This is a genomic window from Carboxylicivirga litoralis (assembly GCF_025499605.1).
Lineage (GTDB): Bacteria > Bacteroidota > Bacteroidia > Bacteroidales > Marinilabiliaceae > Carboxylicivirga > Carboxylicivirga litoralis.
The window spans coordinates 255,175-266,596 of sequence record NZ_JAFMVC010000002.1 but is presented as its reverse complement, the minus strand read 5'-3'; the positions used below and the strand labels follow the sequence as shown (position 1 = coordinate 266,596).

General features: G+C 39.4%; 18 protein-coding genes. All 18 read right to left on the bottom strand.

Annotated elements, in window-relative coordinates; all coding sequences use genetic code 11:
* Window positions 1–72: 72 nt before the first annotated feature.
* Entirely contained in the window at window positions 73–1,386 is a 1,314-nt protein-coding gene (locus tag J1N10_RS03290; RefSeq protein ID WP_262325245.1) for a citrate (Si)-synthase, read from the bottom strand.
* Between the two features lie 149 nt (window positions 1,387–1,535).
* Window positions 1,536–2,837, bottom strand: coding sequence for a phosphopyruvate hydratase (gene eno / locus J1N10_RS03285; protein ID WP_262325244.1), 1,302 nt, complete (start codon window positions 2,835–2,837; stop codon window positions 1,536–1,538).
* Between the two features lie 134 nt (window positions 2,838–2,971).
* Window positions 2,972–3,499 (bottom strand): 50S ribosomal protein L17, encoded by a 528-nt coding sequence (rplQ, locus tag J1N10_RS03280; protein ID WP_410053433.1) that lies wholly within the window; start codon window positions 3,497–3,499, stop codon window positions 2,972–2,974.
* A 5-nt stretch (window positions 3,500–3,504) separates the two neighbouring features.
* Complete coding sequence (locus J1N10_RS03275) at window positions 3,505–4,497, bottom strand: DNA-directed RNA polymerase subunit alpha (RefSeq protein WP_262325243.1); 993 nt, start codon at window positions 4,495–4,497, stop codon at window positions 3,505–3,507.
* A 9-nt stretch (window positions 4,498–4,506) separates the two neighbouring features.
* Window positions 4,507–5,112, bottom strand: coding sequence for a 30S ribosomal protein S4 (gene rpsD / locus J1N10_RS03270; RefSeq protein ID WP_262325242.1), 606 nt, complete (start codon window positions 5,110–5,112; stop codon window positions 4,507–4,509).
* A 144-nt stretch (window positions 5,113–5,256) separates the two neighbouring features.
* Window positions 5,257–5,646 carry a 30S ribosomal protein S11 gene (rpsK, locus tag J1N10_RS03265; protein WP_212191463.1) on the bottom strand — a complete coding sequence of 130 codons (390 nt, stop codon included), beginning with the start codon at window positions 5,644–5,646 and terminating at the stop codon, window positions 5,257–5,259.
* 10 nt (window positions 5,647–5,656) lie between these two features.
* Complete coding sequence (rpsM, locus tag J1N10_RS03260) at window positions 5,657–6,034, bottom strand: 30S ribosomal protein S13 (protein WP_262325241.1); 378 nt, start codon at window positions 6,032–6,034, stop codon at window positions 5,657–5,659.
* 11 nt (window positions 6,035–6,045) lie between these two features.
* Window positions 6,046–6,162 carry a type B 50S ribosomal protein L36 gene (gene ykgO / locus J1N10_RS03255; protein ID WP_071792536.1) on the bottom strand — a complete coding sequence of 39 codons (117 nt, stop codon included), beginning with the start codon at window positions 6,160–6,162 and terminating at the stop codon, window positions 6,046–6,048.
* A 14-nt stretch (window positions 6,163–6,176) separates the two neighbouring features.
* Window positions 6,177–6,395: a translation initiation factor IF-1 gene (infA, locus tag J1N10_RS03250; RefSeq protein WP_143303625.1), complete on the bottom strand. Its 219-nt coding sequence runs from the start codon at window positions 6,393–6,395 to the stop codon at window positions 6,177–6,179.
* Window positions 6,396–6,410: 15 nt separating this feature from the next.
* A complete protein-coding gene (map, locus tag J1N10_RS03245) occupies window positions 6,411–7,196 on the bottom strand; it encodes a type I methionyl aminopeptidase (protein WP_262325240.1) in 786 nt (261 codons plus the stop codon).
* 19 nt (window positions 7,197–7,215) lie between these two features.
* Window positions 7,216–8,562 carry a preprotein translocase subunit SecY gene (gene secY / locus J1N10_RS03240; RefSeq protein WP_262325239.1) on the bottom strand — a complete coding sequence of 449 codons (1,347 nt, stop codon included), beginning with the start codon at window positions 8,560–8,562 and terminating at the stop codon, window positions 7,216–7,218.
* A 4-nt stretch (window positions 8,563–8,566) separates the two neighbouring features.
* Window positions 8,567–9,013 (bottom strand): 50S ribosomal protein L15, encoded by a 447-nt coding sequence (gene rplO, locus J1N10_RS03235; RefSeq protein WP_262325238.1) that lies wholly within the window; start codon window positions 9,011–9,013, stop codon window positions 8,567–8,569.
* A 29-nt stretch (window positions 9,014–9,042) separates the two neighbouring features.
* The gene (gene rpmD, locus J1N10_RS03230) at window positions 9,043–9,219 is read right to left on the bottom strand and encodes a 50S ribosomal protein L30 (RefSeq protein ID WP_262325237.1); all 177 of its coding nucleotides are present in this window, start codon (window positions 9,217–9,219) and stop codon (window positions 9,043–9,045) included.
* A gap of 11 nt (window positions 9,220–9,230) precedes the next feature.
* Window positions 9,231–9,749: a 30S ribosomal protein S5 gene (gene rpsE, locus J1N10_RS03225; RefSeq protein WP_262325236.1), complete on the bottom strand. Its 519-nt coding sequence runs from the start codon at window positions 9,747–9,749 to the stop codon at window positions 9,231–9,233.
* Window positions 9,750–9,755: 6 nt separating this feature from the next.
* Window positions 9,756–10,112, bottom strand: a complete 357-nt coding sequence (rplR, locus tag J1N10_RS03220; RefSeq protein ID WP_262325235.1) for a 50S ribosomal protein L18 — start codon at window positions 10,110–10,112, stop codon at window positions 9,756–9,758.
* Window positions 10,113–10,132: 20 nt separating this feature from the next.
* The gene (gene rplF, locus J1N10_RS03215; RefSeq protein WP_262325234.1) at window positions 10,133–10,684 is read right to left on the bottom strand and encodes a 50S ribosomal protein L6; all 552 of its coding nucleotides are present in this window, start codon (window positions 10,682–10,684) and stop codon (window positions 10,133–10,135) included.
* Between the two features lie 12 nt (window positions 10,685–10,696).
* The gene (rpsH, locus tag J1N10_RS03210; RefSeq protein WP_212191473.1) at window positions 10,697–11,092 is read right to left on the bottom strand and encodes a 30S ribosomal protein S8; all 396 of its coding nucleotides are present in this window, start codon (window positions 11,090–11,092) and stop codon (window positions 10,697–10,699) included.
* A gap of 57 nt (window positions 11,093–11,149) precedes the next feature.
* The gene (gene rpsN, locus J1N10_RS03205) at window positions 11,150–11,419 is read right to left on the bottom strand and encodes a 30S ribosomal protein S14 (RefSeq protein ID WP_212191474.1); all 270 of its coding nucleotides are present in this window, start codon (window positions 11,417–11,419) and stop codon (window positions 11,150–11,152) included.
* Window positions 11,420–11,422: the final 3 nt, after the last annotated feature.

Below are 11,422 nucleotides of genomic sequence, written 5' to 3'. Positions count from 1 at the left end.
TACTGATTACTAATATCTTCTCCCACTATTTTTGGTCTAATAAAAAAGAGAGGCTTTAACCTCTCTTAATTCCTAACCTCTGTAATTTACCTTTTCTACAAACCACTGTAAATTTTGCGATTTTGGACGTTCAATCGGTAAGCCGTACAATCGGTCCCATACCAATTGAGTTAAGACACCTAATGCCCTTGAGACACCAAATAATACGGTATAAATAGGATATTCAGTTATACCAAAAGACGATAGTAATGATCCACTAATGGCATCCACATTAGGCCAAGGATTTTTCACCTTACCTGTGGCAGCCAAGATATCAGGGACTACATTATATACCTTACTCACAATCTGAATCAACGGTGCATCAGGTGCATATTTTTTGGCAAACTCAAGCTGAACAGTAAAACGAGGATCTGTCTTTCGTAAAACAGCATGACCATATCCTGGAATAACCTGACCTTTACTCAATGTATTCTCGGCATATTCCTTTATTTGTGCTTCACTTGGATTTTCATTACCAATTTCACGCAGCATTTTATTGATCCAGTGCATGACATTCTGATTGGCCATCCCATGAAGAGGGCCGGCTAAACCATTCATCCCTGCAGAAAAACTATAATATGGATTGGATAAAGCAGAACCAACCAAATGCGTTGCATGAGCCGATACATTTCCTCCTTCGTGATCCGCATGTATCATCATGTATAAGCGCATCAAACGATGTACTTCTATTGTATCATGCCCCATCATGTGCGCCAGGTTACCAGCCCAATCGTGGCTCGGATCAATATCAATATACTGCTCATTATGAAAGACACGACGGTAAATATAGGCCGCTATGACAGGTAGTCGTGAAATCAAATCCATCACTCCTTCATACGTCGGATCCCAATAATCCTTTTTATCCATACCAGTCAGGTAAGCTTTTCTGAATTGCGATTCAGTTGACATGGCCAGAATAGCTGTATTAAACTGAATCATAGGATGCGCATCCTTAGGCAAAGCGTTGATTACATCAAAAACATGCGGAGGAATACCTTGTGCACGCTGTGCCCATTGTTCACTAATATGGTTTACATCTTCTTTGGTAGGCAATTCACCCGTCAGCATCAAGTAAAATAAACCTTCGGGCAATGGCTCTCCATCGGAATGAATCTTTGGTAGTAATTGCTGCAATTCAGGAATAGAATAGCCTCTAAAACGGATACCTTCCTCGGGATCTAATTTAGAGGTACAAGTCAAAAGGGAAACCATTCCTTTCATACCTGTTAGCACTTGTCCTAAGGTAACGTCCTGTATGACATCGTCACCATGCTTCTTTATCAAATCTTTTACTAATTCGGCCTTAGGCCTACCAATTTCAATTATCTTTTTCTTGATATAATCCATATTGAGTGAGCTGATTGAATTAATACTATGCCTTGTGTGAGATAAGGCATATTTAGAACAGATAATTGATATAATTGTTTCAGGCAATTAAAAACCACAAAAAAAGGGCTGTCTAATGACAGCCCTTTGTATATCAAATAGAAATAGTCTTATTTCTTCTGAACTTTAGCATAACCGTAAACAGCGCGCTCACCTAATTCCTCCTCAATACGAAGTAATTGGTTGTATTTAGCCATACGGTCTGAACGGCTTAATGAACCGGTCTTAATCTGACCAGAGTTAGTAGCCACAGCGATGTCAGCAATAGTAGCATCTTCAGTTTCACCTGAACGGTGAGAAGTTACTGAAGTATAACCAGCACGGTGAGCCATTTCAATAGCGTTCAATGTTTCAGTTAATGAACCAATCTGGTTTACTTTAATTAAGATAGAGTTAGCAGCTCCTAATTCAATACCTTTCTTCAAGTAATCAACGTTAGTTACGAACAAATCGTCACCAACCAACTGGCACTTATCACCGATAGCAGCATTTAAAGCTACCCATCCGTCCCAGTCATTCTCATCCATACCATCTTCGATAGAATCGATTGGGTATTTAGCAACCAACTCGGCTAAGTAAGCAGCTTGCTCTTGTGAGTTGCGCTTAACACCGTTTGGTTCGAAAATGCTGTAGTCATATACACCATCTTTAAAGAACTCAGAAGATGCACAGTCCATAGCGATAGATACATCACCACCTTCTTCTTTACGACCTGGCTTGTAACCAGCATTTTTGATAGCTGTAAGAATAGAGTCAATCGCTTCTTCAGTACCACCTAACATAGGAGCAAATCCACCTTCATCACCAACTGCAGTAGATAAACCTTTTCCTTTTAACACTTTAGCTAATGCATGGAATACTTCAGCACCCATACGCAAACCTTCACGGAAAGACTCAGCACCTACTGGACGAATCATGAATTCCTGGAAAGCGATAGTAGCATCAGAGTGAGAACCACCGTTGATGATGTTCATCATTGGAACAGGAAGAGTAACAGCATTAGTGCCGCCAATGTAACGATATAATGGCATTCCTAAGTACTCAGCAGCAGCTTTAGCAGAAGCCAAAGAAACACCTAAGATAGCGTTAGCACCTAATTTGCTCTTAGTTTTAGTTCCGTCAAGCTCTAACATTTTATTATCGATCGCAACTTGCTCCAATACGCTCATTCCTACTAATTCAGGAGCGATTACTTCGTTTACGTTCTTAACAGCGCCTAACACACCTTTTCCTAAGTAACGGCCTTTGTCGCCATCACGTAACTCTAAAGCTTCGTGCTCACCAGTTGATGCCCCTGATGGTACAGCAGCGCGACCAACGAAACCGCTTTCTAAAGTAACTTCAACTTCAATGGTAGGATTACCTCGTGAATCAAGGATCTCACGTGCATGAATGTTTGCAATTTGTCCCATAATAATTTTTGTTTATGTATTGATTGATAATCTTTCAAAAAAAAAAGGATAATGCAATTTCATCATTATCCCCTTTTAAAGCAATTTCAAGAAAAAAAAGGAAAAACGAAAGTCTTTCCTTTTTAATCATTGATTTATTCTTTTGATTCAGCATCAGTAGATTCTGGAGCTTGCTCTTGAGTTTCTTGAGCAGGTGCTTCAGCAACAGCTGTGTCAGCTGTTGATTTTCTACGTCCGCGTCGTGTTCTCTTACCAGCTGTAGAGGACTTCTTAGTTTCCAACATATTTTCGTTGTAGTCAACCAACTCGATTAAACACATTTCTGCGTTATCACCAATACGGTTACCTAACTTTAAAATACGAGTGTATCCTCCTGGACGGTCAGCAACTTTACCAGCTACCTCTTCGAACAACTCCTTAACGGCGTGCTTATCTTTTAAGTATGAAAATACAGTTCTGTGAGCGTGCATTTTAGCTTCTACTGTATCTAAATCTTTTGTTTTAGTGATAAGAGGCTCAACATACATACGTAATGCTTTAGCCTTAGCCACCGTTGTCTTGATTCTTTTGTGAAGAATCAATGAGGAAGCCATGTTAGCTAACATCGCTTTGCGATGCGCGCTCTTACGACCTAAATGATTAAATTTCTTTCTATGTCTCATCGCTATTATTCCTTGTCTAATTTATACTTTGCGGTGTCCATTCCGAAAGTAAGCCCCATATTGAGTAGAAGATCATCTAACTCAGTAAGTGACTTCTTACCGAAGTTACGGAACTTCAACAGATCGTTACGGTTAAATGTTACAAGCTCACCTAACGTTTCCACATCAGCAGCTTTTAAACAATTCAACGCACGTACTGATAAGTCCATATCAACCAGCTTAGTTTTAAGAAGCTGACGCATATGCAATACCTCTTCATCAAACTCTTCGTTGCCAAATTTCTCATCTGAATCAAGCGTAATCTTTTCATCCGAGAATAACATGAAGTGATAAATCAATATTTTTGCGGCTTCTTTTAACGCATCTTTTGGATGGATTGAACCATCAGATTCAATTTCTAAAACTAACTTTTCGTAGTCAGTTTTTTGCTCTACACGATAGTTTTCAATCGCATACTTTACGTTGCGAATTGGAGTAAAGATTGAATCGATAGCAATTAAACCAAATTCTGCCTCTGCTGGTTTGTTTTCCTCTGAAGGAACGTAACCTCTTCCCTTCTCAATGGTCAATACCATCTGCAGATTTACCTCTGGATTCATCTTAGCAATAACAAGCTCTGGGTTCAAAATTTCGAAACCAGTCATGAATTGATTAAGGTCTCCAGCTGTAAACTCTTCTTTACCTGAAATACTTACAGTTACAGTTTCCTGCTCTGTATCTTCTACCAGATTTTTGAAGCGAACCTGCTTAAGATTAAGAACGATTTCGGTAACATCATTAATAACACCAGGGATGCTGGTAAACTCATGATCTACGCCTTCGATCTTGACAGTGGTGATTGCATATCCCTCTAAAGAGGACAACAATATTCTTCTTAAGGCATTTCCAACGGTAATACCATACCCTGGTTCAAGCGGACGAAATTCAAATTTGCCGAATTTTTCGTCGGCTTCCAGCATAATTACTTTATCTGGTTTTTGGAATGCTAATATTGCCATAAGAATTAATTATTTAGAATACAATTCAACGATCAACTGTTCTTTAATATTTTCAGGAATATCACTTCTTTCAGGTACATTCAAGAATTTACCTGCAAATGAATCTTGATCCCATTCTAACCAGGAATATTTATGCACACCTGTATTTGCCAAAGAGTTTGAAATAACTTCAAGCGATTTTGACTTTTCGCGAACAGCTACCACCATATCAGACTTAACCTGGAATGAGGCGATGTTTACGATACCACCATCTACAGTGATGTGACGGTGAGATACAAGTTGTCTTGCAGCTGCTCTGGTTGGAGCAATTCCTAAGCGATAAACAACATTATCTAAACGAGATTCTAGAAGACCAAGTAACACCTCACCGGTAATACCTTTACTACGCGATGCCTTTTTAAATAAGTTACGGAATTGTTTTTCCAACACACCGTATGTGTACTTAGCTTTTTGCTTTTCTTTTAACTGTAATCCGTATTCGCTTGTTTTGCGACGACGGTTATTACCATGTTGTCCTGGAGGAAAATTTCTTCTTTCGAAATTTTTATCCGGACCATAAATCGCTTCACCGAATTTACGGGCGATTCGTGTTTTTGGACCAATATATCTAGCCATTCTTCTAAATTTTTGACTTTAAATTTTTGATTTTAAATATTGAATATGGCAGCCGCTAGATTATAGAGAGGAGAAATAATCATATAACCAATTCTTATTCAAAATTTGCCATCAAAAACCTATGGTTAACAACTAGTCGAGTAATTAAACTCGTCTTCTTTTTGGAGGACGACATCCGTTGTGTGGTAGTGGAGTAACATCAACAATTTCTGTTACCTCGATACCAGCAGCATGGATAGAACGAATCGCAGACTCGCGACCATTACCCGGTCCTTTCACATAAACTTTTACCTTTCTTAGTCCTAAGTCGAATGCTACTTTTGAACAATCAGTAGCAGCCATCTGTGCAGCATAAGGTGTGTTCTTTTTAGAACCACGGAAACCCATTTTACCAGCACTAGACCAAGAAATCACCTGACCATTTTGATTGGCCAATGAGATGATAATGTTATTGAAAGACGAATGGATATTAGCCTGTCCAACAGCCTCCACCTTAACAACTCTCTTCTTTTGAGATCCTGACTTCTTTGCCATATCTTACTTATTATTTAGTGGCTTTCTTTTTGTTTGCAACAGTCTTCTTCTTACCCTTACGTGTACGGGCGTTGTTCTTAGTCGATTGACCACGCAATGGTAAACCGATACGGTGACGAATACCACGGTAACAACCAATATCCATCAATCGCTTGATGTTTAATTGGATTTCAGAACGTAATTCACCTTCAATCTTAAAATTGTCGGAAATATTTTCACGTACAGCTTTAATCTGTTCGTCCGTCCAGTCTGAAACTTTGATATTAGCGTCAACGCCAACATTCTGAAGAATCTCTTGGGCTCTACTTCTACCTATTCCGAAGATATAAGTCAAAGCAATTTCTCCTCTTTTATTAGAGGGTATATCAACTCCAGCAATCCTTGCCATAATCTTATAATTTATCCTTGACGTTGTTTAAACTTTGGATTCTTTTTATTAATCACATACAAGCGCCCTTTGCGTTTTACGATTTTGCAATCGGCACTTCTTTTCTTTACAGATGCTCTAACCTTCATGATCAGTCACTTTATTATTTGTATCTATAGGAAATTCTTCCTTTTGTCAAATCATACGGAGACATCTCTACCTTTACTTTATCACCAGGTAAAATTTTGATGTAGTGCATACGCATCTTACCTGAGATATGAGCCGTAATGATGTGACCGTTTTCCAATTCCACTCTAAACATGGCATTGGATAAGGCTTCAATGATTGTTCCGTCTTGTTCTATAGAGGCTTGTTTCGCCATAATATCTCTAACTTTTTATTTTTCAGACTGCAAATGTAATACTTCTTCTACAAATTTAAAACTAGAAAGTATATCAGCTTTACCTTTTCTTACTGCTACAGTGTGTTCATAATGAGCAGATACCTTTTTATCAATCGTCCGAATCGTCCATCCATCGTCTTCCTGAACAATTTGGCGCTTGCCTAAATTAATCATTGGCTCGATGGCAATAACCATTCCAGATTTTAATTTGGTACCGTTCCCTTTGCGGCCATAATTAGCTACTTCAGGTGCTTCATGCAGGTTTTTACCGATTCCGTGTCCTACCATTTCACGAACAACGCTATAACCACGTTCCTCAGTGTAAGACTGGATGGCATGCCCTACATCTCCTAAACGATTGTTTTCAATTGCCTGCTCGATGCCTTTGTACAACGATTCTTTGGTTGCATCCAATAATGCTTTTACTTCAGGTGCAACTTCGCCAATTGGAAAAGTATAAGCTGAATCACCGTAGAAATCATTTAATAACACCCCGCAATCAACCGAAACAATATCACCTTCGTTTAAAGGTGTATCGTTAGGAATTCCATGAACAACATGTTCGTTAACAGATGTACATAGTGTATTAGGAAAACCTTGATAATTTAAAAAGCCAGGAGTACCTCCATTATCTCTAATGAAGGTCTCGGCTATTTTATCTAGCTCTAACGTAGAAACTCCAGGCTTGATAGCCTTGGCCACTTCACCAAGCGTTTTTGCAACCAATTGGTTACTTAAACGCATCAACTCTATTTCTTCGTCAGTCTTTAAATAAATCATGTCAATGATCGTTCCTCAATTAATAAATTGCAGCTCCACCACCGGATCTACCCATTATTCGTCCAGATTTTGTTAATCCATCGTAATGACGCATTAACAAGTGACTTTCGATTTGCTGTAATGTATCTAGTACAACACCCACTAAAATTAGTAGTGATGTACCGCCATAAAACTGAGCAAATCCTTGGTCAACACCAGCCATCATTGCAAAAGCAGGCAAAATAGCCACCATTGCAAGGAAAACAGAACCCGGCAAAGTAATCTTAGACATTACTGAGTCTAAGAATTCAACCGTTTTCTTACCTGGTTTAACACCTGGAATAAAACCACCATTACGTTTCATATCCTCAGCCATCTGCGTTGGATTAATAGTAATAGCTGTATAGAAATAGGTAAATGCAATAATCATTAAGGCGAATATTACGTTGTACCATACTCCTGTAAAGTTAGCGAAGATAGATGCAAATCCACTTGCTGTTTCACTATCAACAAAACCTGCAAAAGTTACAGGAATAAACATGATAGCTTGAGCAAAGATGATTGGCATTACACCTGCTGCATTAACCTTTAATGGGATGTATTGGCGAACACCTCCGTATTGTTTATTACCTACAATACGCTTTGCATACTGCACAGGAATACGACGAGTACCCTGAACCAAAGCGATTGTTCCGGCAAATACGAAGAACAACACAACAAACTCAATTAGCAACATAACCAAACCACCGCTTCCACTAGCAGCTTCCATTCTTGATATAAACTCGGCAAACAACGATTGTGGTAAGCGAGCAATAATACCAATCATGATGATTAGTGAGATACCATTACCAATTCCTTTGTCGGTAATACGTTCACCTAACCACATAACGAACATTGTTCCTGCAGTTAAAATGATTGTACTGGTAACAGTAAAAGACCAACCTGTAGCTACAAAAGCCGCGTCTGGCAACTGATTAAAAAGGTTTGTTAAGTAACCCGGTGCCTGAACTACTAAAATCAAAACAGTCAAATAACGAGTTATCTGATTGATCTTTCTACGTCCACTTTCACCTTCCCTTTGAAGACGTTGAAAGTAAGGTACAGCAATACCCATCAATTGAATAACGATGGAAGCTGAGATGTAAGGCATGATACCCAATGCAAAGATAGACGCGTTAGAAAACGCACCTCCTGAGAACATATCGAGTAGGCCTAATACACCGTCCCTTGTTTGACTTTTTAGCGCACTAAGTTGCGTAGGATCAATACCAGGAAGTACCACAAAAGAACCAAGTCGATAAATCAACAGTAGTCCGATTGTTGTTGTAATTCTGGATTTAAGATCCTCAATTTTCCAGATGTTGCGGATGGTTTCGAATAGTTTCATTCAATTACAATTTTACTACGGTTCCTTCAGCTGCTTCAATAGCTTTAGTTGCTGATTCAGAGAATGCGTGAGCTTTCACTTCTAATTTAGCTTTTAACTCACCATTACCTAGAATCTTCACCAAGTCATTTTTGCTAACTAAACCGGCTTGTCTTAAAACTTCAGGATCAATTACAGTAACCTCTTTCTTTTCAGCAATAGCCTGTAACATTTCAATGTTTACAGCCTTATACTCAACTCGATTAATGTTTTTGAATCCGAATTTAGGAACACGTCGCTGCAAAGGCATCTGTCCGCCCTCAAAACCAAACTTACGTGAGTAACCCGAACGCGACTTGGCACCTTTATGACCACGAGTAGATGTTCCACCGCGACCAGAACCTTGTCCACGACCGATACGCTTTGAGGTCTTTACTGAACCCTTTGCAGGTCTTAAGTTATTTAAATTCATATTAATTTCCTCTAATTCGTTCGACCAAATTATCTTTCTACTGACACTAGGTGCAGTACTTTTTGAACCATTCCTTCAATTTGAGGTGTGGCTTCATGTTCAACGGTTTGCTGAAGTTTCTTCAGCCCAAGGGCAGCCAAGGTGTTTTTTTGCCTTGCAGTGGCCCCGATTTTACTCTTAACCTGAGTTACTTTTATCTTAGCCATTTTGTCCTTATTTATCCGTTAAATACTTTATCCATTGAAACACCTCGTTGCTCAGCAATAGTTGCAGCATCACGCAATTCAGTTAGTGCCTCAATCGTTGCTTTTACCAAGTTGTGCGGGTTCGATGAACCTTTTGACTTAGCTAATACGTCAGTTACACCAACACTCTCTAATACGGCACGCATCGCACCACCAGCTTTTACTCCGGTACCATGAGATGCAGGCTTCATAAATACACTTGCACCACCGTAACGAGCCAATTGCTCATGAGGAACAGTACCATTGATAATAGGTACTTTAACTAGATTCTTTTTGGCAGCTTCAACACCTTTTGCAATAGCTGTTGTTACTTCGCCTGCTTTACCAAGGCCCCAGCCAACAACGCCGTTCTCATTTCCAACCACTACAATGGCAGAGAATGAGAAAGTTCTACCACCCTTGGTTACTTTAGTTACCCTGTTGATAGCAACCAAACGATCCTTTAGCTCAAGATCGTTATTGTTTCTGATTCTTTTGTTATTTCCAGCCATAGTCTGTTAGAATTTAAGCCCTGCTTCACGAGCAGCGTCGGCTAATTGTTTAACTCTACCATGATATAGGTATCCATTTCTATCGAACACAACAACACTGATACCAGCTTTCTGAGCAACTTCAGCAATGTTTTTACCAACCATTGCAGCCACTTCAGACTTAGTACCTTTCTGATCAGCAATTTCTTTTAACAAAGAAGAAGATGCAGCCAATGTTTTACCATTAACATCATCAATTAACTGAACTGAAATTTGCTTATTGCTTCTAAATACTGACATTCTTGGACGCTCTGCGGTTCCGCTGATATTCTTGCGAACGCGCAATTTAATTTTTCGTCTTCTCTCTATTTTCGAAAAAGCCATAATTCCTAATTTAATTCAGATTAAACTTTAGCAGATTTACCGGCCTTACGACGAATCTCTTCGCCTTTGAAACGTACACCTTTTCCTTTGTAAGGCTCAGGCTTACGCAATGACCTAATTTTAGCACATACTTGTCCAAGTAATTGCTTATCTGCTGATTCAAGCGTAATAATAGGATTGCTTTTTCTGTCAGTAACAGCTTCCACTTTAATTTCTTTTGGCAACATCAGCTGAATAGGGTGAGAATAACCCAATGCCAAATCAAGTAATTGACCTTGATTAGTTGCACGGTAACCTACACCAACTAATTCTAATTGCTTTTTGTAACCTTCAGAAACTCCTACCACCATGTTGTTGATCAACGAGCGGTACAATCCGTGCTGGGCACGTGTTTCTTTTTCATCGTTAGGACGAACAACAGTAATTGTTCCATCCTCAACTTTCACTTCCATTTCAGGGTGAATCGCTTGTGACAATTCGCCTTTAGGGCCTTTTACTGTCACAGTATTGTCTTTAACAGTTACGTTCACGCCTGAAGGTATGCTAATCGGTGCTTTTCCAATTCTTGACATAGTTCTTCTTTTTTAATAAACGTAACACAATACTTCACCACCAATTTTCTGTACTCGGGCTTCTTTATCCGTCATTACACCTCGTGAAGTTGACACGATAGCAATACCAAGACCGTTAAGAACGCGAGGTAAACTACGATACCCGGCATACGAGCGTAAACCAGGTGTACTCACGCGCTTAAGCGCTTTGATAGCTGGAGTCTTTGTTTGAGGATCGTACTTCAATGCGATCTTAACTACTCCTTGCTTGTCATCTTCGATGAACTTGTAATTTAAGATGTACCCTTTCTCGAAAAGAATTTTGGTCATCTCTCTTTTAAGGTTGGAAGCTGGAACTTCAACAACCCTATGACCCGCCATAATGGCGTTCCTGATTCGTGTCAGGAAATCTGCTATTGGATCTGTCATTTTATAAAGATTAAATTGATCCCGGCGTAAAATACACCGGGACAATATTTAACACTCTTACCAACTTGCTTTTTTAACACCAGGTATTAAACCAGCTGAAGCCATTTCGCGGAACTGAATCCTTGAAAGACCAAACTGTCGCATGTAACCTTTCGGACGTCCGGTTAACTTGCAACGGTTGTGCATACGCACTGGAGAAGCGTTCTTAGGTAGCTTTTGCAAACCTACATAATCTCCTTCTTCCTTAAGCCTTGCACGTTTTTCAGCGTATTTGGCAACAAGCTTAGCCCTTTTTACCTCACGGGCTTTCATTGATTCCTTTGCCATATA

Excerpts from the sequence above, each read along its gene's own strand:
- J1N10_RS03275 (WP_262325243.1), bottom strand. The coding sequence starts at position 4,497 with ATGGCAATATTAGCATTCCAAAAACCAGATAAAGTAATTATGCTGGAA.
- rpsK (WP_212191463.1), bottom strand. The coding sequence starts at position 5,646 with ATGGCAAAGAAGTCAGGATCTCAAAAGAAGAGAGTTGTTAAGGTGGAG.
- eno (WP_262325244.1), bottom strand. The coding sequence starts at position 2,837 with ATGGGACAAATTGCAAACATTCATGCACGTGAGATCCTTGATTCACGA.
- rplQ (WP_410053433.1), bottom strand. The coding sequence starts at position 3,499 with ATGAGACATAGAAAGAAATTTAATCATTTAGGTCGTAAGAGCGCGCAT.
- rpsE (WP_262325236.1), bottom strand. The coding sequence starts at position 9,749 with ATGGCTGGAAATAACAAAAGAATCAGAAACAATAACGATCTTGAGCTA.
- rplF (WP_262325234.1), bottom strand. The coding sequence starts at position 10,684 with ATGTCAAGAATTGGAAAAGCACCGATTAGCATACCTTCAGGCGTGAAC.
- infA (WP_143303625.1), bottom strand. The coding sequence starts at position 6,395 with ATGGCGAAACAAGCCTCTATAGAACAAGACGGAACAATCATTGAAGCC.
- map (WP_262325240.1), bottom strand. The coding sequence starts at position 7,196 with ATGATTTATTTAAAGACTGACGAAGAAATAGAGTTGATGCGTTTAAGT.
- J1N10_RS03290 (WP_262325245.1), bottom strand. The coding sequence starts at position 1,386 with ATGGATTATATCAAGAAAAAGATAATTGAAATTGGTAGGCCTAAGGCC.
- ykgO (WP_071792536.1), bottom strand. The coding sequence starts at position 6,162 with ATGAAGGTTAGAGCATCTGTAAAGAAAAGAAGTGCCGATTGCAAAATC.
- rplR (WP_262325235.1), bottom strand. The coding sequence starts at position 10,112 with ATGGCTTTTTCGAAAATAGAGAGAAGACGAAAAATTAAATTGCGCGTT.
- rpsN (WP_212191474.1), bottom strand. The coding sequence starts at position 11,419 with ATGGCAAAGGAATCAATGAAAGCCCGTGAGGTAAAAAGGGCTAAGCTT.
- rpmD (WP_262325237.1), bottom strand. The coding sequence starts at position 9,219 with ATGGCTAAGATAAAAGTAACTCAGGTTAAGAGTAAAATCGGGGCCACT.
- rplO (WP_262325238.1), bottom strand. The coding sequence starts at position 9,013 with ATGAATTTAAATAACTTAAGACCTGCAAAGGGTTCAGTAAAGACCTCA.
- rpsH (WP_212191473.1), bottom strand. The coding sequence starts at position 11,092 with ATGACAGATCCAATAGCAGATTTCCTGACACGAATCAGGAACGCCATT.
- rpsM (WP_262325241.1), bottom strand. The coding sequence starts at position 6,034 with ATGGCAAGGATTGCTGGAGTTGATATACCCTCTAATAAAAGAGGAGAA.
- rpsD (WP_262325242.1), bottom strand. The coding sequence starts at position 5,112 with ATGGCTAGATATATTGGTCCAAAAACACGAATCGCCCGTAAATTCGGT.
- secY (WP_262325239.1), bottom strand. The coding sequence starts at position 8,562 with ATGAAACTATTCGAAACCATCCGCAACATCTGGAAAATTGAGGATCTT.